General features: G+C 43.7%; 19 protein-coding genes and 1 pseudogene. 13 read left to right on the plus strand and 7 right to left on the minus strand.

The annotated features are described in order from the left end of the window. The first annotated feature begins 358 nt into the window (after positions 1-358). Entirely contained in the window at positions 359-1198 is an 840-nt protein-coding gene (locus V7R42_RS00525; protein ID WP_334018307.1) for a hypothetical protein, read from the plus strand. A gap of 449 nt (positions 1199-1647) precedes the next feature. On the opposite strand, the gene V7R42_RS00530 is transcribed toward V7R42_RS00525, so the two are convergent. Beyond that, positions 1648-2004, minus strand: a complete 357-nt coding sequence (locus tag V7R42_RS00530; RefSeq protein ID WP_334018308.1) for a hypothetical protein — start codon at positions 2002-2004, stop codon at positions 1648-1650. Between the two features lie 255 nt (positions 2005-2259). On the opposite strand from V7R42_RS00530, the pseudogene V7R42_RS19930 reads away from it, so the two are divergent. From V7R42_RS19930 to V7R42_RS00570, 7 genes and pseudogenes are all read left to right on the plus strand, one after another. Continuing rightward, positions 2260-3018, plus strand: a pseudogene (locus tag V7R42_RS19930) (DUF2034 domain-containing protein). Between the two features lie 12 nt (positions 3019-3030). Further along, positions 3031-3789 carry an NYN domain-containing protein gene (locus V7R42_RS00545; protein ID WP_334018310.1) on the plus strand — a complete coding sequence of 253 codons (759 nt, stop codon included), beginning with the start codon at positions 3031-3033 and terminating at the stop codon, positions 3787-3789. A gap of 215 nt (positions 3790-4004) precedes the next feature. Next, complete coding sequence (locus V7R42_RS00550; protein ID WP_334018311.1) at positions 4005-6254, plus strand: hypothetical protein; 2250 nt, start codon at positions 4005-4007, stop codon at positions 6252-6254. A 166-nt stretch (positions 6255-6420) separates the two neighbouring features. Then, entirely contained in the window at positions 6421-7143 is a 723-nt protein-coding gene (locus tag V7R42_RS00555) for an ABC transporter ATP-binding protein (RefSeq protein WP_334018312.1), read from the plus strand. Continuing rightward, on the plus strand, positions 7140-8582 hold the full coding sequence (locus V7R42_RS00560) for an ABC transporter permease (protein ID WP_334018313.1): 1443 nt from the start codon (positions 7140-7142) through the stop codon (positions 8580-8582). Before V7R42_RS00555 ends, V7R42_RS00560 begins: the two co-directional genes overlap by 4 nt. Then, the gene (locus V7R42_RS00565; protein WP_334018314.1) at positions 8579-9889 is read left to right on the plus strand and encodes a DUF3526 domain-containing protein; all 1311 of its coding nucleotides are present in this window, start codon (positions 8579-8581) and stop codon (positions 9887-9889) included. The genes V7R42_RS00560 and V7R42_RS00565 overlap by 4 nt, the downstream gene beginning before the upstream one ends. Beyond that, positions 9879-12074, plus strand: a complete 2196-nt coding sequence (locus V7R42_RS00570; RefSeq protein ID WP_334018315.1) for a TonB-dependent siderophore receptor — start codon at positions 9879-9881, stop codon at positions 12072-12074. Before V7R42_RS00565 ends, V7R42_RS00570 begins: the two co-directional genes overlap by 11 nt. Before the next feature lie 62 nt (positions 12075-12136). Here V7R42_RS00570 and V7R42_RS00575 read toward each other — a convergent pair whose 3' ends face one another. Further along, positions 12137-13096 carry a LysR family transcriptional regulator gene (locus V7R42_RS00575; protein WP_334018316.1) on the minus strand — a complete coding sequence of 320 codons (960 nt, stop codon included), beginning with the start codon at positions 13094-13096 and terminating at the stop codon, positions 12137-12139. A 188-nt stretch (positions 13097-13284) separates the two neighbouring features. Here V7R42_RS00575 and V7R42_RS00580 point away from each other — a divergent pair, with 188 nt between their 5' ends. Continuing rightward, positions 13285-14115, plus strand: coding sequence for a DUF4437 domain-containing protein (locus V7R42_RS00580; RefSeq protein WP_334018317.1), 831 nt, complete (start codon positions 13285-13287; stop codon positions 14113-14115). 13 nt (positions 14116-14128) lie between these two features. Here V7R42_RS00580 and V7R42_RS00585 read toward each other — a convergent pair whose 3' ends face one another. Both V7R42_RS00585 and V7R42_RS00590 read right to left on the minus strand, forming a co-directional pair. Continuing rightward, entirely contained in the window at positions 14129-15265 is a 1137-nt protein-coding gene (locus V7R42_RS00585) for an ankyrin repeat domain-containing protein (RefSeq protein ID WP_334018318.1), read from the minus strand. A 76-nt stretch (positions 15266-15341) separates the two neighbouring features. Beyond that, positions 15342-16313, minus strand: coding sequence for an NAD(P)H-dependent oxidoreductase (locus V7R42_RS00590; protein ID WP_334018319.1), 972 nt, complete (start codon positions 16311-16313; stop codon positions 15342-15344). A 197-nt stretch (positions 16314-16510) separates the two neighbouring features. Between V7R42_RS00590 and V7R42_RS00595 the strand changes: the two genes are divergently transcribed. After that, on the plus strand, positions 16511-17416 hold the full coding sequence (locus V7R42_RS00595; RefSeq protein ID WP_334018320.1) for a LysR family transcriptional regulator: 906 nt from the start codon (positions 16511-16513) through the stop codon (positions 17414-17416). A gap of 141 nt (positions 17417-17557) precedes the next feature. Here V7R42_RS00595 and V7R42_RS00600 read toward each other — a convergent pair whose 3' ends face one another. Continuing rightward, a complete protein-coding gene (locus V7R42_RS00600; protein ID WP_334018321.1) occupies positions 17558-18364 on the minus strand; it encodes a DUF3307 domain-containing protein in 807 nt (268 codons plus the stop codon). 50 nt (positions 18365-18414) lie between these two features. Further along, on the minus strand, positions 18415-19161 hold the full coding sequence (locus V7R42_RS00605) for a hypothetical protein (RefSeq protein ID WP_334018322.1): 747 nt from the start codon (positions 19159-19161) through the stop codon (positions 18415-18417). A 277-nt stretch (positions 19162-19438) separates the two neighbouring features. Between V7R42_RS00605 and V7R42_RS00610 the strand changes: the two genes are divergently transcribed. Then, the gene (locus tag V7R42_RS00610; RefSeq protein WP_334018323.1) at positions 19439-19957 is read left to right on the plus strand and encodes a TetR/AcrR family transcriptional regulator; all 519 of its coding nucleotides are present in this window, start codon (positions 19439-19441) and stop codon (positions 19955-19957) included. Positions 19958-20021: 64 nt separating this feature from the next. Then, positions 20022-21071 carry an alcohol dehydrogenase family protein gene (locus V7R42_RS00615; RefSeq protein ID WP_334018324.1) on the plus strand — a complete coding sequence of 350 codons (1050 nt, stop codon included), beginning with the start codon at positions 20022-20024 and terminating at the stop codon, positions 21069-21071. A 121-nt stretch (positions 21072-21192) separates the two neighbouring features. On the opposite strand, the gene V7R42_RS00620 is transcribed toward V7R42_RS00615, so the two are convergent. After that, positions 21193-22503: a sensor domain-containing diguanylate cyclase gene (locus V7R42_RS00620; protein WP_334018325.1), complete on the minus strand. Its 1311-nt coding sequence runs from the start codon at positions 22501-22503 to the stop codon at positions 21193-21195. A 339-nt stretch (positions 22504-22842) separates the two neighbouring features. On the opposite strand from V7R42_RS00620, the gene V7R42_RS00625 reads away from it, so the two are divergent. Further along, positions 22843-23418 carry an exopolysaccharide biosynthesis protein gene (locus V7R42_RS00625; RefSeq protein ID WP_334018326.1) on the plus strand — a complete coding sequence of 192 codons (576 nt, stop codon included), beginning with the start codon at positions 22843-22845 and terminating at the stop codon, positions 23416-23418. Positions 23419-23438: the final 20 nt, after the last annotated feature.

Consider the following 23438-nt stretch of genomic DNA (forward strand, 5'->3'; position numbering starts at 1 on the left):
TAGTTATAAGTTTCAGGATCATTACAGTGCGTTTGACTTTCCTGCTGCGATACTAAATTGGGGAAGTCAGAAAACTCTAACATCCGTTTAGATCGAGTATGACATTTGTAGTTTTCACCTTAAATTAACTTACATAGCACTAAGATATAGCTTCGGCCCCTTACATCATAGGTTATTAATGAAGATACTAAACTCTATATAAATACTATATTAAAACGTTATCTCTTGTATATTTTTACAACATAGCTACTATATGAGTACTAATAATACTACTAAGTAATTCAGGTGAGTTATTAAAGTTCTTCGGCCAAGAAACACTAAACCAGATAAGCGGGTAATTGAGTCCGGCTTAAGAATAATGTGTCAGCACGGATGGAAAATACCCGACAGAGTCAATACAGCTAAGGAAGGCGAAGAGATTCTCTATGACGTACTCTCACAAAAATCCCCGGGGAAAATGCAAACCCAAGAAAGCTTGCAAACTCTTCTGAAAGAAGCAGAGGAATATATACTGCCGTATGACGATTTTGCATGGATAAAGACGGACGAACGTGCTTGCTACTTTGTTTGGATGAAAATTGTATATTGCTCTTACAACTCTGGTCCGTTGCATCCTATCCGATTTTATAATTCTAACGAACCAATTGCTTTCCGTTACATAGAACTAGGCCTAAATTTAAGCCCTTCTAGCCACGATGCACGAGTCGAACTAATTATCAAATTCTTTGATTATGTTAAGCAACCGCTTAACTGGCAAAAACAGCTACTTGAATATCTTGGGCATGAGTGGGGGAAAATTTACTCCGCTCGTAAGCCTTTTCCTTGGTTAAATAAAAGTGATGAAATTCAATGTCGATGGTCCTGGGAATATTTTCATAAACATCAGGTTTGCGAACGTACTGATATTGGAAGTCTCAATCCTACGGGAAATCATGAGCTGTATCTCGCTATATTAGCCGCATATGACTCTTGGGATGCTCATTATGACTCAAAGCGACTTTTTCTAAGCGATTTTAATAAAGCTTGGAACCAGAAAAAGTTGCGGGATAACCGCAAGGGTAAAAAAGCCTGTAACATGATACTTCGTGAAGAAGTTAAGCTAAAGTTAGACAGATTGGCAGCAAAAAAAGGAATGAAGCTAAACGAATTGGTAGAAGAGTTGATAGAGAAAGAATATGATGAAATCTCGAGTGATTAACTCATTAAATTTAATTTCAGGACGGCGGCTCAGATGCCTTTTAAGCAGGAAGTCATTGTAACAACCAATGTAACAAAAACCACAAAGCTGGATCAGGTAAGTTTATAAAATTCAAATAAATAACTCCCTAATTCAAATCCCGCCAGCTCCACCACTTTCAAATACTAAGACGTCCTAGGACGTCTTTTTTATTGCATAAATTCAGTAACTTAATCTCTATAAGTTTTAATAAATGCGTAAAAGGCCATGTAAGCTATCTTATCGCAAGCTCTTGCCTTCTTCCCTCCTCGGCAGTTGATAACGATATTATAAACTTCACCAGTACCAAACTCTTGATTAAAGCTAACCGAGCAATCTGAAATTTGCTGCAATGCTCTTTCTTGGCAATTATCGGGTTTACTAAACTAGTTGTTGAGGTAGGAGATGATTTACTGTCGCTAACCAGTGCTTCAAACAGCGACGGCGTCACCAAGCTCAGCCGCAGTTGTTAAATATGAAATTGATTTCACATGATCAACGGCAACACCTTCACCGTTCTTATAAATTTCTGAAATGTAGTGCAGTGCTTCGATATGGCCCAGCTCTGCAGCTAATCTATACACTTTTAGGCCGTTAAACTTATCGAGTAAATCCTTACATAAGATAAACGCTTTCCGATGCTCACCTGCTTTATGATAAGAAAGTGCTTCGTTAAGTAGATATGATGACTTTGAAGGTGGGGGCGCTGTGCCATAGCTATTACTGCTATTTAGGAGCAAATATCCTGTGAGTATATTTACAATAAGAATAGCCACATGTTGAGACATAAGTGACCCCCCCTTTTCATTGAAAAATGTCGCGAAAAGGTAATTCAGGCGTAAGGCAGCCAATCCATCTCGAGGAAAGTATTTGCAAATCGTAATCAGTGTATTGCTTAGCGTGAGTATTTGAAAGGCGAACTTAGTGATAGAGTTTGTGATACCAAACCGGTTATGCCAGTTTTATACTTCTTGATGAACGGTAATACCTAAGCTTTTCAATTATTAGTGTACGGTGAGAATAGTAAAACACGGAAGTAGTACATGCCTAAAAACAGATCCAATCTTATAGATTTGCTCGTTGAATTACCCTTGTGGGTGTCGGTAATAGTTTCAGCAGCTACCTATGTGACCTTGGCGCATGGGTTACCAAATGTACAAACCGATAACCCGATGATTGACATGGTGTTTAACGCGTTTGCAATCCCTGCCCCTTTCATTGCCGCAATGATTTTACTCGTTGCACCGTTTGCGTTTTTTAATTCACGCCGAAAAGCTAATCAGTTAGATAAGCAACGCAATATAAATACTATTCGCGCTCTTCATTAGCGTAATTTTGAAGAGCTGGTGGCAGAAGCCTATCGTAGGCAAGGATACCTTGTAACTGAAGGCGGATATGGTGCCGATGGCGGCATTGATTTAGAGCTTAGAAAAGATGACCTGCTTACCTTGGTGCAATGCAAACAATGGAAAACGCAAAAGGTTGGTGTAAATGTGGTGCGGGAAATGTTTGGCGTGCTGACAGCGCATAAAGCTAACGACTGTATTATCATTAGTTCTGGCACCTTTACCCAACAAGCTATCGACTTTGCATCAGGCAAATCTATTGAGTTGATTGATGGCACTAAACTATTGGCATTGGTAAACGGTGTTCAGGTTTCACCTCAGGTAACTATTGAAAAACCTAAGGTATGCCCAAAATGTTCTGAAGAGTTAGTAGAAAGAACGGCGAAACGCGGCCCTAATGCCGGCAATACGTTTTTGGGGTGTTCCAGCTTTCCAAAATGCCGTTACACCGAATAAGTAAGGATAGAGATGAAAGACCTGGATGTTCATAAGAAAGTGGCCGTACTGATTGATGCGGATAATGCACAGTTAGCCAAGCTATCACCCATTTTGGATGAGATATCAGCGCACGGCCACGTGCTAATAAAACGAGCTTACGGTGATTGGTCTGCCGACACCTTGAAGAACTGGAAGAAGCCGCTTAATGAACTGGCAATCCAGCCTATTCAACAGTTTGCCTATACCACCGGTAAAAACTCCACCGATGCATCGATGATTATTGATGCCATGGACCTACTCTACTCCGATCGCATTGATGCCTTTGCATTGGTTTCCAGTGATAGCGACTTTACCAAGCTGGCGTCACGGTTACGTGAATCGGAGAAATTTGTGTTTGGTGTAGGAGAAAAGAAAACACCGGTATCATTTCGTAATGCCTGTGATGATTTTATCTTTACCGAAAACTTAGGCGCTGAGCCGGTATCAAATACCGATTCACCAAAGGCGGATAATGCGGTTACTACCAATGGTGCGGAAGAGCTGATCCCAGCCCTCTTAAAGGCATGGGAGCTATATCAGAATGATGATGGTTGGGTTAACGTTGGTCCTGCTGGTAGTTTTCTCAAACGAGCCAAACCCGACTTTGATCCTCGCACTTATGGTTCAGCCAAGGTAACCGGTGTGGTTGCGGGGCTTTCATCTATTTTCGAAATGACAAAACTAAAAGGCAAAGGTTCGACACAAGGAATTTTCTATCGCCCCAGAATTGCCACAATAGAGCTCAAATAAATTCCCGTCCATTAAAAGCAATTCGCTCATGACAATTTGGCCTTACGTCGAAAGGCACGCCTTTCAGCCTTAACTTAAACCCGCAAGTCTGTACCCAAGACAACACTATGACATCGATGAATGTTCCACAGCAAAGTGAATAATCGCCTCTAAGGTGGTTAAAAAAGCACCAGAAAAATGTATTATTGTTCTAATACAGAAGAAGGAGCTTTGTAATGAAACTTACTGGATATTTCAAGAAGTGTGCTGCTCTAAGCATGGTAACGATCTCGTTTGTTTGCTCTGGTGGACAGGAAATCGACGTTTCTGGAAACTGGGAAGGTGAAATTCAAACACTAGGCTCCAACTCTGTAACTAAGTCTGTCGCTTTGCAATTAGAGCAAACAAAAGATGGTAAAGTACAGGGCTATGTCTTTTACGATACAGATAGCTGTGTTTTTGCTGTTGAAGGGCAGGTTCAAATACCTGGCCGTAATGCCCCGCCGCGTGTAGACCTACTCGAAAAAAGTGCGCTAACAGGCTATTTGGATGGATGTCAGTTTAAAAAGGTAACTCATGGGCTAGGGCTATCTTTGACAGGAGGTAAATTAAAGGTAAAAGGCACGCTTTTGTCGCAAATGATTAACGCTGAGGAAAGTGTTCTTACCAGAAAAAGTGATTTTTCCGAACGCTCTAAACTAATTGCAAAATTGGTAGAGAAGGAAAAACAAGCACCGAAGCAGTGGCGAGCTGTATTGAATACTGCTGTGGTAAAATTTTTATTCCCATCAGGCTACGCTTCACCAAACCATTTTTATGTTTTAGCAGACCAAATCGGGCCTAAGGGCTTAGGTGAATGCACAAATTCGCTCTATTATCAGGACGGCGTAGATAATAATCTTACCTATCTTTTGCAAAACCCCGAATGTGACATCTTACCTGCTGGACAATTTGATGTTAATACCGAGAATAATCTGAAAATTGTCTGGCACCCAAAAGCCGCGAATGCCAGTGCAAAGGTGTTAGTAGATCAAGAAATTTCTCAGATGTATCACGAACCACTTACTGGCTTAATGTGGCAGTTACAAGATGTGTACAATAACCATCATGACTCACAAACACTATCCCAAATTGCGTCAATATTTTTGGATCAAAGAAAATCTGTTCTAAAGCAGGTGGACGATCTCATTGCTAAAGAATTGTCTATATCTCAATACGGCGCCAAATTTATGGGGGCTTGGCAGGGTTATATCCGGTTTAGCCAACCAGACAGACCAGAGCAACAATTAGAACAAGCGGCACTGGCTTTATGGCTTTCCGGCTCTGATGAGCAAAGCGAAATACTGGGTTATCTTACAATATCTGAAACCTGTTTTTTCACCATGCGGTTGAGAGACAACAAGGGTAGCGCGGCTTTGTCGACTCGAAAAAGCCGTTTAAGGAACACTTGTAATAAAGAACAGGTTAGTCTTGTTCTTCCCCGATTCTATTTAGCCTCTATGAACGCAGAGCGTAACTTACTCAAGTTAGAGCCTGGAACCGATCGTAATCGCGTTAAACCATCCTATGGTATTTTTCAGCGGAAAACACCTACTCCTTACCTCATGTCACTGCTTACATTTGAGCAAGGGCAGCGTTTTGCTCTACCGCAAGAGGAAATGACAACGTTGATGATTGCCGCACAAGTACCAGATGAACAATTGGAAAAGCAGCATGCTCAGAGTATGCAGGATTCTGCAGAATTATTGGCCAAAAAGGCGGAACGGCTAAGAATACAAGAAATCGAAATGAAAAAACGGGAGAAAGTTAGATTAGAGAAAGAACAAAAGTATAGGACCGCCGCTCACCAAACGAAATTACGTAAGTCAGTAGATAGTCATCATGCGAGAGAGGCTCGTCTGCCTGTTGTCACTGGACCGTTTGATGGTCTGCCAGGTTCTGCTTTTCTCAACGCGGTTTATCGGGGCGATGAAACACTAGTACAGCGTTTTAACCGTGTTTATGCCAACAAAAAGGCTGACGGCTTAAAGGCATTTTTTGGCAGGTATGGAAATGACATGACCAATGCCGTCGCAGACTTACATAAGAAGGTAAAAATAGAAGACTCTGTCGCCGCAAAATACCTTTTTGAATACGAAAAACGCTTTGGCCGGTGCCTGTCAGAATCCCCTGCCACTTTCTATGTAACAGGCTACCAACCTGACATGGTTGTAACTAATTTGCTTGGAGTAGAAATTGCTCGGCATTATGGCGGCGTAACCAAAACAAAATATCAGGTTAACCCTGAGTTTACAGGGGTATTTCAGAAAATAGGGAAAATGCAACCTCAGGGCGTAGCCGCTCGTCTAACGAGCTTTCTAGCAGGTCAAAAAGAAAAGGATTTAAGGGAATTATCGCTAACTGGCGTTGACCAGATTTTTAATAAATTTTCCTGTGACAGCCCGGAAATAAAAGTCTTTGAAACGAATTTAATTAAACTGTTTTAAATATATATAGGCACACTTAATATGCTGCGCCGTCATACTGAGTGACGAACGTGCAGATTGCCACTAATCAGCGCAAAACACATACCACCTAAATAAAAGCTATTCCCATTTAGATGGTTATATTATAACATTGCAGCACAATTCTAATGTATAGCTTCTCCAAACAATGCAAACAAATTCAGTGATATGCGCGGATGCGCTTACCGTGCGTGTTGACGAGCGCACGCTTCTAGACAATCTCAATTTTAATGTAGGAAAAGGCGAAGTATTTGCACTTTTAGGTGGAAATGGTGCAGGTAAATCCACTACCCTTAAAACGTTTTTAGGGCTTATGAAGGCAAATAGCGGTAGCGCTACTGTATTAGGGCATAATGCCTCTACCCAGCCAAACCAAGTTCAAAAGTCTGTTGCCTACTTACCCGAATCTGTCACCTTATATGGCCATCTTTCTGGCGTAGAAAACATTCGTTATTTCTTGTCAGTGGCTGGAGTCGATAAGTCTGACGACGATATGTTCGCGGCACTTCGCAAGGTCGCACTTCAAGAAGATTCGTGGAATAAAGCGCTATCTAATTATTCAAAAGGCATGCGTCAGAAGACCGCAATTGCCCTGGCGCTACTGCGCAATGCGCCTGTTCTGTTTTTAGATGAACCTACATCTGGGCTAGACCCAGCAGCCATCGACGAATTTAATGCGCTAGTGTCAGAGCTGGCAGCGGGTGGCGCTACAATTTTTATGGTTACCCACGACGTTTACGGTGCCTGCCAAGTTGCCCATCGAATTGTGCTTTTAAGTAATGGCAAACTCACCGGTTCTTTCGAGCGTGCTGGCGAAACGCCAATAGATACTGAAGCCGTTCACGCAGCGTTTGCAGGGCGTAATGTATGATACTCAATGTTGCTAAAATCATTTGTGCTGAACAGTGGCGCTATTGGATGCGAACAAAAGTAGCAGCGACCGTTTTATTGCTAGGCGCTATGCTTACCATAGCTGCACTGGTAGTTAACGCCTTTCACATCGATGAGGCTGCGCACACCAGAGACCACCTTCAAACAGAAGCTGAACAACGCTTTGAGGCACAGCCCGATAAGCACCCTCATCGCATGGTGCACTATGGTCACTATGTATTTCGTGCCCCCACGCCATTGAGCGTAATTGAACCGGGTGTCGATACCTACACGGGGAACGCTATATTTTTAGAAGGCCACCGACAAAACAGCGCGATGTTCGCGGAGCAGCGCCAATCCGCTGGGCTTACTCGCTTTAGTAGTTTAACTCCTAGCTTTCTTGCGTTGGTACTTGCACCGTTATTTATTATTCTAATTGGCTACGGCAGCGTGTCTCGTGAACGAGAAGCCGGCACGCTAACCTTACTGCTTTCTCAAGGCACTACGCGTTGGCAATTGCTTTTAGGGAAGCTTCTAGCGCTTATAACCGCTAGCTGCCTATTTTTACTCCCGCTACTGCTTGCCTGTCTTTATGTCGCGTTTTCAAACGAAAGTGCACTTGTTGTAATACTCTTTTGTCTTAGTTATGTGGTTTACTTTTTACTGTGGGCCACGGTAGTCACTGCGTGCTCAGCCATATTTGAGAAAAGCAGCGTTAGCTTCACCGTACTTGTTGTTATTTGGATGAGCGCTTGCGTGTTGCTTCCTCGTTTAGGGAGCAGCGTTGCCACTAATATAGCCCCTTCTATAGGCAAGCTTGAAGCAGACTTCAAAGTAGAAGAAAAGCTTAGAAGCTTAGGCGACGGTCATGACGTTAATGACCCTGCATTCAAAAAGTTAAAAGAAGATCTACTAGCTAAATACAATGTAGATTCAGTTGACGACTTACCCGTTAATTTCAGGGGCATCGTCGCCCAGTACTCCGAAGGTCGACAGGCCAAAGTGCTTAATGAGTTTGCTGAAACCCGCATGACTGAAGAGTTGGAACAAGCCCAAATAGCACGGCAGTTTGGCTGGCTTTCGCCTACGGTTGCGGTGCGCTCTATTTCTACGATCCTTGCGGGAACTAGCCTCGAGACACACCACCGCTTTTTAAGGGAAGCGGAAACGCTAAGACTTGAGTTTGTTCAGGCTTTGAACAAGGTTCACGCTGAAAAGCTCGATTACAAGTTAGATATGAACCGCAACGCCAGTGAAGAAGCAGCAGACAAAGCTGTAGTTGGCGCAGATAACTGGGCGATCTTAGCAGAGTTTGATTTTAAACCAGAAACAGGAAGCACACGCATTAGTAACGCGTTGATTTATTTTATTCAGCTGTTGCTTTGGATGGGACTTACCGCACTACTTCTTCAAGCTGCAGTTAGGAGATTAAATCCATGATCCGTTTTAATGATATTAAACGAGAAGCGGGTTTCGTATTTGGCCATCGTCAGATAAAACTAACGCTTTTGGTCGTGTTTCTTTTAAGCTCGCTGTCGTTGTGGTCTGGCTATTCGGAAATGCAAGAGCAGCAAGCCACTATAGAGCGCTTGTTAGAGAAAGATGAAACAGAACGCAACGCTGTCCTTACTCACCAATCTAATTATGGCATGGTAGCCTATTACGCCTTTCATTTGACCTATGCCCCGCCCTCGCCGCTGGCGTTTGCTGCCGTAGGAGAGCGCGATGTGTTTCCATGGAAGCACCGTATTAGAATGCTAGCGCTAGAAGGTCAGATTTATGAGAGCGATACAGACAATCCGGAGCTTGCTTTCTTAGGGCGTTTTGACTTTGCTTTCGTTACCAGTGTGCTGTTGCCTCTGTTTATCATTTTGCTCCTTTACGATTTAAAAGCGAAGGAACGCGAAGCCCGCCGTTTTGACTTGCTCAATGTAACCGCACGCAATTCTCATGCTATTTGGTCATCACGCGTATTGGTAACCCTGGTTCCCTTGGCACTAGTTACACTTATTCCGTTTATTGCCTTTAGTGTAGTGAATGGTGCGTCTGTGTTTCAAACAGTAACGGTTTGTACCATCGTCATTGGCAGCATAATTGTTTGGAGCGCTATTGTGCTTGCTATAGGTGCTGCTAAGCGTTTTGCTAATTTCAGCGCCACTCATCTAGCGTCAATCATGTTAGGCGTATGGCTTGTCACAACGGTTATTGTGCCAGTTACCGGGCACACCATAATTAATGCGTCGGTTGATACACCTGAGGGCGGCGACATTGTGCTCACGCAGCGAGAAGCCGTTAACAGTGCATGGGACAAACCTGTTGAACAAACATGGGAAGCGTTTATTGAAACTCACCCACTGTGGGCGGATAAAACCGACTTTGATCCACAGCGAGACAGTTCGTTTAATTGGAAGTGGTATTACGCATTTCAACAAGTTGGCGACCAAACGGCAAAGGAACTTTCAGAGGCTTATCAAGCCTCCACCTTACGCAAAGATAAAATTGCAAGCTATGTTGCTCTGCTATCCCCGCCTTTGTTAACGCAACGCTTATTAACGAATGCGGCTGATACCGATGTTAAAGCCATGGTTAACTACGAAAATAATGTTCGCGAGTTTCATGCGTCGTTACGCAAGTTCTACTATCATCACTTGTTTGAAGCCCCGGAGTTTTCATCGGCCAGTTTTAAACAGCTACCTCAATTTTCACCAAAAATAAGAAAGACACAGGAAAACACTAATGAAGACTAGTTGGGTAAAATCTAGCCTCGCCCTTTCTATCGCAACCCTTTTGAATGCGCCTGCAAATGCGCAAAACACTGATATTCAACCGGAAGCGGATGTAGAGAAAATTACCGTTCATGGCATGCACCGTGCGTATCAAGGGGCATTTGAATATAAAGAAGTCCCGGCCGCAGCGCAGGATATCGACCTTGGCCTCATCAATGATGCAGGCGCTATCAACCTTAACGACGCTTTAGACTTGTCCGCTTCGGTAGCAAGGCAAAATAACTTTGGTGGCCTTTGGAACAGCTTTGCTATTCGTGGTTTTTCCGGTGACGAAAACTTACCTAGCGGATTTTTGGTAAACGGATTTAATGCAGGTCGTGGTTTTGGAGGCCCTCGTGACCTATCCGGCATCGATCATGTAGAAGTATTGAAAGGCCCTAAAGCAGCGCTTTTTGGCCGTGGAGAGCCGGGTGGCGCAATTAATCTGGTAACTAAACGACCTCAGTTCCGTGAAGGTGGTGAAGTTAAAGCCACTTATGGAAGCTGGGAGCAGAAGCGCATTGAGGCTGATATACAAACCGTTGCAGGCGCGTCTGAGAATGTCGGCGTACGCCTAGTTGGCTTTTATGAAGATGCTGAAAGTTTCCGCGATACAGTAGAATCTGAGCGTTTTGGCTTTTATCCATCGGTTACGTGGGAAGCATCAGCAGACACCACGGTTACGTACGAACTTGAATACACCGAGCAAAAAATTCCTTTCGACCGTGGCGTAGTTGCCATCGATGGTGAATTGGGCCACCAGCCAATTGAAACCTTTACCGGCGATCCTAATGGCGACACCATCGATACTGAAGTGGTTGGTCATCAAATTGAGATTTCTCATAAACTTGCTGACGAATGGAACCTGCTTTTGGGTGCTGGCTTGCGCGATACCACTTTCGAGGGTAACGCATTAGAAAATAACTTTGGTGGTCGCCAAACGTTGTTTATCGATCCTAATCAAGCCTTGTTGTCTCGTTTCAAGCGCTACCGTAATTTCCAAACCGATTACTTCGTTTTACGCGGCGAAATAGCGGGACAATTCGATACTGGGTCGCTATCACATCGCGTGATTATTGGTGCTGACTACGATAAGTTTGAAAATGACCAGATTATTCTGCGCTATCGCCCGCCATTCTTTTCAAGCGATACTGACATTAACGACTTAGACTTAGAACAGTACTTAGTGGTCGATATTTTTAATCCGGATTACTCACCACTTCCAGATATGGAATTGTCTGACAATTTAGACCGTTTTGAAGTTCAAGAAGCGTGGGGTATCTATTTCCAAGACCAAATCAACATCACGGATAATTTCCAAGTTAGACTGGGTGGCCGCTTCGATAAGTTCGAGCAGGAAATTGATAATCGACTGGCGTCACCTGTAAGTACCACATCACAAGACGACACACGCTTTTCTCCACAAGTAGGCGGCGTTTACTTGTTTGATGACACCACAAGCGTGTACGCAACCTACGGTGAAGGTTTCCGTCAGCTGACGGGGTCGGATTTCGCCGGAAACCCTTTTGAACCTAATGAATCGAAATCTGCGGAAATCGGGGTTAAAGCCGACCTCACATCAATGTTTAATAATATACGGGGTGATATCACCTTTGCCGTGTTTAATATCGAGCAAAGCAACATTCTTGTTTATGATGATAGACCTGAGGCATCTGACGGCTTCTTCTTAACCCCCGCTGGCGAAGCGCGCAGCCGTGGTGTTGAGTTAGACATTAACGCTGAATTTGAAAATGATATTTCGCTTTGGGTGTCGTACACCTTCGTAGATGCTGAAAGTACAAACGATGCGGCGGATGCTAATTTTGTTGCAGCCATTGAATCTGGCGACCCTTTAATTAACGTGCCAGAAAACCAATTGAGCATTCAGTTGAGCAAGGGTCTTACATTGGCTGACATGCCAGTACGTATTGGTTCAGGGCTGTTGTATGTGGATGAACGTTTAGGTCAAACCGCTACTGACTTCTACTTACCAAGCTACACCACGGTTCGTGCATTTGCTGAAATCGAGCCTGTAGAAAACTTATCGGTTAAAGTTGCAGTAGATAATCTGTTTGATGAAGAGTTTTATACTAACTCTTTCGCAGATGTGTGGGTTGAACCTGGCGCACCTCAACGCTTTAGGCTAACAGCCGCCTATCGCTTTTAAGGTTTAAGGAGAGGCTTTTAAAGCCTCTCCTTTTATGATTTTCAAGTGTTGTTTTAACTAAATTAGGCGTTGTCACACGGTGGCCATTCACTCTCTTTTATTATTTGATTTTGAATAAGACGTTGACGCCTACTTTCAATAACCTGTTTTAATTCATCTCTAATTAATCTTACCGCTGGCGTAATAAGATGCCGGCTAGGCAGCATGAGCCACATTTCAGTTAGCGGTACGTGGTAACCAGTCAAAATACGCTGCAGCTTTCCACTCAGTAAATCCCCCGAAACGTCTATACATGACTTTTTAGCGATCCCCTCTCCATCTACGCACCAGCGCCGAACAATATCACCGTCATTCACAGCGCGATTACTGTTCACTTTCACTTTAACTCTCTCGCCCTCGTTGATAAGTTCCCACGTATTGTGGGTTTGGTCGTAGAGCTTATAAAGAAGTGCGTTGTGCTGCGCTAATTCAGTCAAACTTGTAGGCTCACCGTTTCTTTCTAAATAATCGGGAGACGCGCAAATCACATGCGGAATATTGCACACTTTAAAACCATACATCTGCGATTCTTTAACCGCTTCTTTTGTCATGGCTCTAAGTGCTACATCTACACCATCGCGGTAGAAGTCCACCCGACTGTCGCTCACATGTAATCGCAATGAAAGTTCTGGATTTTCGCGCTGCACTTTATTTAGCAGTTCACGCATTAGGTTGCGCCCCATTTCCGAAGACATCGCCATGCGAAGCTCACCGTGAATGCTCTGCTTCTGCTCTGTTACTAATGCAAGGCCCTGCTGTAAGGTGTCGAGTGCTTGCTTTGCCATAGGCAAATACTGCTCTCCTTCAGGTGACAATCGAATTTTGCGTGTACTTCGCACGAATAGCGCTACGCCAAGCTGCTCTTCTAAACGTTTAACCGCCATACTTGCAGCAGATGAACTAATATCAAGTTTTATCGCAGCAGTGGTTATCGAGCCCACTTCAGCCACCTTTACGAACACAGACAGGTCTTCGGTTTTCATACTTCCCTCAACGTTTATTTCACTCTTTTGATTTCAAGGCAAAAAAGACAAAGCAAAATGGATCACCTCTATTATCCACATTTTCAGGAAAGTCTTTATTGATTTTGGTCGTTTATGAGACTTATTCGAAATAATAGACTGTGCCTGTCTGTTAAATAAAGCCTACGACCAACAATTAGGAGGTTTGAATGAAACCATCGAAACGAAACAAACTTACAATAGCATCGCTATTATTGAGCACCTGTTTTTATCTCGTACCTGGCGCACACGCACAAGACAAAGTTATTGCAGCTAAGGATGCCGAATGGGGTTACTTGAATCCAGCCCGTGGCGACAAAAGCCCAGGAGCAGCAGACTTGTGGGGAGACAGAACAAAAGACACGGCAACGGGGATGTTAGTGCGATTTAACAAAGGCTTTGAATCGCCACCGCACATTCACAACATAACCTATAGAGGTATTGTGATTGAAGGCGAAATGCACAATGACGATCCAAACGCAGCAAAGATGTGGATGCCAACAGGTTCGTTTTGGACTCAACCTGCAGGTGAAGATCACACGACTGCAGCAAATGACAAGAACAATCTGATTTATTTAGAAATTGATGAAGGCCCATACCTTGTAAAGCCATCAAAAGAACATTTTGACAACGGTGAAAGACCAATCAACGTTCACGCAGACAATATGGTGTGGCTGCAAAAAAGCGACCTTGTAAATATAGCGGCCGACGGTGTTTCTGTTGCCTATTTGTGGGGCGAGACAAGTAGTGTATACGGCACCCTTGTCAAGCTTCCAAAAGGATTTAAAGGTTCAATAAAATCTAATGGTGATGAATTTAAGGCAGTGGTTATCAAGGGTAGTCTCAATTATACCCAAAACAATACCTCCAGACAGATTGAATTAAACGCAGGAAGTTATATTGAATCATCAACTGCCGCACGCCATTCTTTTGAAAACGCAAACCAGAGCGAAACCATTGTATACGTAAGAACGTCGTCAAAATTTAGCGTTACAGATTAGTACGTTTTTCAGCTCACGTACGCGGGGCATTTCCCCTCTTGCTTCGCGTATTTTCTAGGTATTCAGCAATTTTAGGATAACCGTTTTGCCTTGCAAGCTGCTCTGGTGTATTGCCATCATAACCTTTCAAATCTAACCTAGCTCCTGCTTCCACCAACACTTTTGCTGCCTCTAAATGACCATGCCACACTGCGTCATGAAGCGGTGTATACCCATTGTTTGGACCTTGCGCGTTAAGCACTTCATAAAAGCCTGGGTATTGACTAAGTAACGTCAGCATGTCTGCACGCCCAAAATATGCGGCTTTGTGTAACGCAATTGCGGCCATGTAGGCGCCGGTAAGCGTTTGATCTGCGCCGTTATCTAGCAACAGCTTTGCTACTTGCAGGTAGCCTTTCCTCGCTGCAAGCAGCAGCGCGCTGTGAAAATCACTGCCTTGTTTCAATACGGGCGCAATCGCGTTAACGTCATACCCTTTTTCTAACAGCACTTTTATTTCAGCTACCATTTCTTCTTCAGACAGCGCTTGGTTAGCAACGATCATATAAATGGCTGCTTTTTCTTGCGCTTGCTGCAGCGTTTTCGCTTCATGAGCCGCAAATAGTGCGTTAATGGTCGTAACGTCGTCATTCAACGCTTTATCGTTTGCTTTTGCACCGCTTCGATTAAATCCAAGGGCGGTAGCGCCTGCCGCTGAAATAACGGTGGTATCGGTGTCGGGCAAACTTAATAAATATTCCACCGCGGGAATATTTCTGTGCCACACTGCCAATAACAGCGGCGTTCCGCCGAGTCGTACTGACTGCAAATTTACGAATGCCCCCTCTTGCACAAGCAGTTTAACTAGGTTTAAGTTCCTTCCTTGAACAGCCAAGTGAAGCGGTGCTACACCCATTAATCTATCAAGTCCGTTAACATTTGCGCCGTTGTCGATAAGTGCCATCACACGCTGTATATCGTTATCCCACACTGCCTTGTGCAGCGGTGTGAGGTTCTGACTTATGTTACTTTCAAACTTACTTGAATAGAGGGCTCCTATTGCTTCGTTTGCCGCGGCCCCGCTAAACGAAGTGGTAATGCCAATGCCAGAGAGCATAATTAACGCCAGAGATTGACACGCTTTTCTTGTATTTGGGATAGGTTTATTCATTGTCTCGCCTAACTTTTTAAATGCTTTTTCTAGGTTTAAAAATTCTGTTTTTTAGTTTTAAGCGCGCTATTACACCTTACAAAGGAGTAACAACGTACATGTCGATGATTACCTTACCTTCGGTATCAATATGCAGATGCCAGCGTTCCTTAACTTGTACCTCAACCGACTGCCCAGCAAAGTCAGACGACTCAAACGTGTCAGCGCGTAGGTTAATTCGGAGGTCTACTATAAACCCATTGGGCTTCACTGAGTCAGTAGCGGCTTCAATATCAATTTGATCTACTCGATGCTCACAGTTAGGTTTAAACGTTTTGCGTGCCCACGCGTACCAGTCGTTGAACCCCGCATGGCCTTGAAATCGTCCCTCTGGCGCTAACCAGACAACCTCCTCACTGAGATTCGGTAGAAAAGCTTCACTTGACGCTGGTAATTGATCGAACTGCCCAAACCACGTCGTTACAAACTGTTTGATACGCAATTCTGGTGAGTTCATCAAAACATCAATAGCATCGGCTACCCGCTTACCATGTTGGTCACCGCGTGCCTGAACATCTGAAAGCGTGTTGTAAACCCCTTCAATGTACACCATGCGATGGCTGTAAATTGGCTTGTGGTACTGCATTTTTGCAAGATAAGCGAGTTGTTCTAGCGGGCGCAAAAACTCTTCAACACTGAAGTGGTTATAGCCTAGCGGTCCATAAGACTCTTTTGGGCCACCTACCGAAATTGACAGTAAAAATTGTTTATTCGCCAGCTTGTCTCCTTCAGGGCCAAACGCAAAATTATAAGTAAATACTTGGTCAATCCAGCGCTTAAGTAAAGCTGGTACAGAATACCAGTAGAAAGGAAACTGCAGCACAATTACCTCAGCTTCAAGCAAGGCTTTTTGCTCTGCCTCTACATCAATTGGGTTGTTAGAATAAAGGGTGTCCAAACGTCTAACTTCAATGTTGTTTATGCGCTTAGTTAAGCTTTGCAAAATAGCGCTATTAGCATTGGACTGGTCTAAATTAGGATGGCCGGAGATAACTAATACTTTACTCATTACTTCTACCTTTGCGTGATAATTTTATGATTGATTCAAAGTGAACAGATAGAAGTTTATGCTTGAATGACCTTTAGTTTTAGATGATGATTAACTCAAAGATTATTAGTTTAAAGCTAATAATTAAAATCTAGATAAAATTCAGACTTGAAACCGTTTGATCAATTTGTAAATTAGACTTTCAAGAGGCGCTACAAGTGAACGGCACCACATTTCAACAACTTATTATTTTTCATGCTATTGCCGATGAAGGTAGCATTAGTGGTGCTGCACGCCAGTTAGAAATGGCACCGCCGTCTGTAAGCCACGCACTTAAATCTCTAGAAGCAAGTGTGGGCATTCCTTTGTTTAATCGAACTACGCGTAGAGTTGAATTAACCGATGCGGGAAAGTTACTTAAACAGCAAACTCATCATGCTATCGACACGTTAGATATTGCATTTGAAGAGGTCAACGCCCTTAGCTATACCCCTAGGGGTACGGTTCGCATTACCACTCCCCGCTTCGCCTTCCAACAGCTACTGGAGCCTTATTACCAAGAGTTTTGCGAGCGCTATCCAGACTTAAAGCTTGAGATATCGATAAACGATGCAGCCGTAAATTTGATTACCGATGGGATGGATGTGGGCATTCGCTTTGGTGATAGGATAGAAGAAGGCATGGTGGCAAAGCGATTAACTAAAGCCACTAAAGAATGTTTTTTCTGTTCACCTCACTACGCTAAAAAGTATGGCCTTCCCTCCTCTATTGATAGCCTTCAGCAACACAAGCTTATTCAATATCGTTTTATTACCTCTAACAAACTTGCGCCACTTCATCTGTGGCAAAACCAGCAAGCTGTTAGTGTTTCAATGCCGATTGCCATGGTAGTCAACGATACAGATTTGATGATTGACGCTGCCAAAAAAGGGTTAGGTATAGGAAGAATTGTTGAACCTATGGTGGATGAATTATTTGAAACGGGCGAGCTTGTTCCTGTACTTAAAGATAACTGGTTTCCTTATGCAGGGCTGTTTATGTATTTTCAGCAACATAGTCAAAAGGCCCAAAGAATTAGGGCCTTAATCGACTTTCTTGAAGAAAAACACGCAGTTTTACGCTAGCGCCTGTTGGTTTTTCCTGTGCATCAAATCTCAACAGGTGTTAGTAACTTGTTTGCTTTCAGTGCGCTAGTGTATCGTTTTTAACTTGCTGCAGATGCGCTAAGCGGCCTTTCGCACAATAATAACGCAATAACCCCCTTGCTAAGACTTTATGGGTAACTGCCCTAGTGCCGCTGCGCATGCCAAGCCAATGGCAAACGTCATCGCCACACTGGTGAAGGTGCCCAAAAGTACATATTCAGTTAGCTTTCTGTCTTGGTGTTTAGTGAGATCGCCAAAGCGAAATATAGATTTAGCCGCAATAAGAAAGCCTATGGCAGAAAACTGATTCAGCAATACAAAAGTAAGCATGAGCACGCGCTCTAAATAGCCAATTCGTTGACCTGCCAGTGATAAAGTTTGCTGTGCCTCTGTACTTATTGTGGGCGGATCGTTGGGATGTGAAGACGTTGGTTTGTTTGCTAATACTTCATCGCTCCAAGGCGACAGCAGCTGTTTAATAATAACTGAACTGGGCTTGAGTACCGCCAAATAGGCCAAGACCACTAATAGGTGCGATGTACCTACCCGCTGAAGTAGTCCCACTGCCTCGCGCCACTGATTGGTGGCATACAAAAATACGCCTAAGATCACGACAATGTGCGCTATTTGATCGACAACAAAAGACGTAGTGTTTTGCTTACAATACGATTTAATCACGTCAATTTTGAAGTGAGAAACGGCGACTGCAATTGCACCAACGCCTATACTTGCGATACTTATCGTTGATGAAAACAAGAACATTGCAGCTGCCGCGAGTACACCGTGTATGATTGCGTGTACGTATAAGGGCAAAGCCAGTGCGTGTCGTTCGTTTCTTTGCTGTACCCAGGTAAACGGTTGAAAATAAAAGTCTGCTAATAGATGCGCTAACACGATTGCCACCAGCAGTTGAGGTTCAGCAAGCATTTGGCTCTCCTGTTGCAAGCATTATTTTTTTTGTATAACCCGTCATCACGTTAGTCTTCCTTGGTCAATTGTTCCGTTTTTAATGAGGTTCCTTCTTGAACCCATAACATGAGCGCTCTCTCCATATAGTCGAGATATTCTGCTATCAGTTTATAGTTACTGGCATTGAGAATTCGACTTACATTACTGCGATTTTTATCTAGTATGGCCGCTACACTTTCATGGCTCTTATCCGTGGCTTCAAGATACGCGAGTAAGGTTTGCGACTGGGTTTGTGTCAGTCCATTGATATGCGCGTCGGCAAAACGTGTTAAGAGCTGCGTTTTGTTGTCGAGTGTTTGTTCACCGCTACAAAAAGTAAGATGGTGCGGCTTTATGTTATCTAACCCTCGCCCTGACAACACAAATGCGTCTCCAGTGCCAGTTTTTACTTCTGAAGGGCGAAATTGTGCTTCTCCCACAGCAACACTCATTCGCACATCTATTCCTGAAGCGTGCGCCTTAAGTGCTAACCGCAATCCAACTGCGGCTGCAATGCTATGCTGTGGTTGTGCAACAACTAGCTGGAATGCGTCTCCTCGATAAATATCAAAGTCTCCACCGTAGTACTCGGCGTAGTATGTTAAACGCTCTCTCAGCGTAGCAATTATCTCTCTGAATTCAGCATCAGAATAAGACTGAGAGTTGGAGACGTCACCGGTAATCACACCAGCGCGCTTTTTTGTATTGCTTGTTAAAGCACTCTTTCTTGTCATTTCACTATGCGCCGCGTTGTCTTTTCTACTTTCAATAGACACTTTTTTCCGTTTAGAGGTCCACTATGACACGCTACCATCTCAAATTCAAAAACAATCACACAGCAAAATGTGATTATTATTAATCACAAAATTACATGTGACTAAATTGCGTAACGGAAAGCAAAATATAACAAAGAACGTATAGCGGCTGTTGATTAAGTAGAATACTTATTCTACCCTAGAGTAGAATATTCATTCTACTTGAAATCTGTTTAATTGGTTAACAAGCGATGTGCCAAGCAGACGAAAATAACAAACGTTTTCGAGGAGACCCGGTATGACCGCGCCCAAACAATCTGAGTTAGCTTCGAAACTAGAGCAAGCTTTTGCCCTTTACGGATTCGCAGAGCCTAATGTGGCTAAACTCAAGGAGTACACTGGCACCACACTAAAAACCTTGTACAAATACTTCCCTTCAAAAGAAGACATGATTATTGGCGCGCTCGACTATCGTCACAGCCGTTACATCGCGTTTCTGGAAGAAAACTGTCCCTCGACGCGTAACGAAGCAATTAACTACATATTTGAACGCTTGTCGGTATGGCTAACGACATTCGCTCCCAGAGGTTGCATGTCATTGCAGGCTTTGGCGAGTTACCCCAATAACCTTCAAATTGAGACCGCTGTGAACAACCACAAACACGCGGTGTTAACGTGGCTGAATGAAAAGCTTGAGGACCCAGCCCTTTCAAACAGCGTGTTCCTAATACATGAGGGCATGTCATCAGCATGGCCAACGATTGGTGATAAAGCGTTAACCGCAGCGAAAGGCGCACTAACAGTGCTACTTGATTAGCCCTTCTTAGCACTTGCATCAACCATTACCTTTCTCGTCTAAAGCAAAAATTCTGGAGGACAATATGAAATCACTGCCAAATGAAATGTACGGCGTGCAGTTAACCAAACATGGCGATCTCGACGCGCTTACATTTAACGAAAACATACCTTTGCCTACACTCAGCGACAACGATGTACTTATTGAAGTACGCGCTGCGGGGGTAAACAACACCGACTTAAATACGCGAAAAGGATGGTATTCAAAGGGCAATAACGATGCTGAAGATGCCGGATGGGGTGGCAACGCATTAGGCCTGCCTCTTATCCAAGGGGCTGACGTTTGTGGTTACATTGTTGCTGTAGGTAAAAACGTTAGTCAAAAACGTATTGGCGAGCGCGTGATCATAGAGCCATGCCTGACTGAAGTTAACAGCCAGAAGCTGGATTCGCCTTGGTACTTTGGCTCCGAGTGCGACGGAGGCTTTGCGCAATTCACAAAGGTCGCATCGCGCCATGCCCATGCCGTAAACTCAACCATGACAGATGAGGAACTCGCGTCTTTTCCTTGCTCTTATTCTACAGCCGAAAACTTACTGCATCGTGCAAATGTAAAAGAAGGTGAGCGGGTATTCATTACAGGTGCATCGGGTGGCGTAGGCTCGGCGGCAGTTCAGCTAGCGAAAGCGAGGGGCGCCTATGTAATAGCAGTAACGAGTGAAGAAAAACGTGAAACCCTTCAAGCGCTGGGCGCGGATGAAACCGTGCTGCGCGATGGTGACTGGGCAAGCTTAGCAGAAAGAGACGCTTTCGATGTAGTGATTGACCTTGTAGCAGGCCCGCGCTGGCCTGAACTCCTCGATGTCCTTAAACCGTTTGGACGCTACGCTACCTCTGGCGCAATCGCTGGGCCCAAGGTAACGCTAGATGTACGTACTCTCTATTTGAAAGACTTAACCCTGTTAGGGTGCACTATTTTGGAAAGCGAGGTGTTTGAAAACTTGGTAAAACACATCGAAAAAGGAAGCATTATACCGCTTGTATCTGCTACCTACCCTCTCGCTGAAATTTGTCAGGCACAACAAGACTTTGAGAAGAAAAAGCATATTGGCAAGATGGTACTGACAGTTGGATAAAACAAATCCTAGTACGATAGGTTCAATTTCGCTAACGTTATTTACATGGTAAGTGTCTTGGAGCCGGACTGCGCTAAACAAAAGTGTAACGTAAAATGTAAGAGTTTGACGTTTATACGGACTAAAGCTTAGCGCAGTTTCTTCCAGACGCTTTAGCTTGATAAAGGGCTTGGTCTGCCTGCTGAACCAGCGATAAAGCGCTCTCTTTGCTTTGCGGAGCATCATCATGGCGTGATGGATTCAGCTCCATGGACGCCATACCGATACTTACCGTAAGTTTACCGTCATAGTCCGACGCCCGATGTGGGATATCTAGAAACTTCACGTTCCGAATAATTCGTGCAGCGATAGCGTGGAGTTCATCAAGCCGAGTATTAGGTAAAATAACGGCAAATTCTTCACCGCCATAGCGGGCAACTAGATCGTCACTACCTAAGCAGCTATTAGTTAATGTATCGGCAATTTTTTGTAATGCCGCATCGCCAGCCACGTGACCATAAGCATCGTTAAACTGCTTGAACAAATCCACGTCAATAAGCAGTAAGCTTAGCGCCAAGCCTTGTTCTTCACATCGCTCCACATCTCGCTGCAACGTATTTTCAAATAACCTTCTGTTCGCAATCCCTGTTAAGCCATCAATATTCGCTAAACGTTCTAGTTGCTTATTAGCTTCAAGCAGATCGATTTGCGCTTTTTGAAGCGCTTTTCGGTTGCGTAGACTTTGTAATGTGTTACCAAGCATCTCGCCTATTCGGCGCAAATATTCAATATCAAATGCGTTCCATGAGTATGGGCTGCCTATAATGTCACAGCCAATGAAACCGTAAATAGTATCGTCCACCATGATACGGACACACAAAATAGAGAAAATTCTCTCTTCTTCAAAAACGAGTTTTTCCGCCGCAGCCTCTTCAGGAAGTGTCGTTACATCATCAACTTTAAACATTCCATTAGAAATATGGGAAATGAAAAAGGGTAGCGAACTCGTTGGCATATTCTGAAGTTCATCAATAAAAGGCGTTACACCTGCGGCAACCCATTCGTGAGTATTAGACATACATTCACCATCATCGCTAAACTCAAAAAGGTAGCATCTATCTACATCACAGAACTTACCTAAGGCAGCCAAAGCTTGATCGATAATGCCGTCGAGTTCATGAACACTGGCTGTAATTAGTTTTGATGAAAAATTTGTGAGAAGCTGATTAAAAACTATATGCTTGCTTACTGCTGAACTTTTACTGTTCTCGCTAAACAATGCTGTAAAGTTTGTTTTAATCTGTAACACAACCCAATCTCCTACAGGAGTGGTTACCACGCCACTTTCAACAAAACAGTTCATTGTCCTAGAACCTGTTTGAAGTCTGTAGTGCTGCGCTACTGCCTGCCCCTTTTCTGCAAGGGCAAATGGCGACTTACCTGGGGAAATCATTTCTTTTGTTTCGAGGTCAAAAAAAGTAAAAGAATGCGTATCAACAAAAGCAGGTTGTCGTATCCCGAAATCCCGTTCAAAGCCCTTACTGACATAAATGCTGGCGGACTCTGGGCACTTGAATAAGATGCTCGAGGGCATTTGTCTCAGAATGGAAAGTATATCTGTCGTATTCAATTTGAATCTCACGAACTTCTATTCAGTAAATGTAGCAGTTAATCTTTAACTAGTGAAAAATCTATTCATCCCACGACGCGCACCGGCACTTCATTAAACTTATTTAACGAAAAAGCGTAATGATAAGTATAGCGATCATTAAACTGGAATTAGTAGGCGAATATGGGAAATTCAATTGTTGAATTAATGGATAACATGTACAGCGAGAGCGAAAACACTACGTCACTAGGTGAGGTAATAGAACGTTTCGAAGACAGGGGCTTTGGTCCCCTTTTATTGATGCCAGCCCTGATCGCTCTGCTTCCCACTGGCGCCATCCCAGGCGTACCCACGCTGTGTGGAATCACTTTATTTTTTATATGTTCACAAGTCGCCATAGGAAAAAGCAGTCCGTGGCTTCCCACATTTATTAAAAATAAAGAGGTGTCTACTCACAAACTAGATAGCGCAGTTGAAAAAGCCAAGCCGTATGCGCAGAAAGCTGAAAAACTATTAAAACCTAGGCTTACCTTTCTTTCACATACTCCATCAAAGAATATTATTGCGGCATATTGCGCGATTGCATCACTTTGCATGATACCTCTGGAGGTATTGCCCTTTGCGGTAGCCTTGCCCGCTTTTGCTCTTTGCGTTACCGCGCTTGGAGTAACGAATCGTGACGGCGTCTTTCTTATTATTGGTATGCTGCTTCAATTAGGAACCGGGTACTTGTTGGTAAAGGCACTGGCGATGATGTAACAATAAATACCGGCTATAGT

It is taken from the genome of Alteromonas sp. S015 (assembly GCF_036864485.1).
Taxonomy (GTDB): Bacteria; Pseudomonadota; Gammaproteobacteria; order Enterobacterales; family Alteromonadaceae; genus Alteromonas.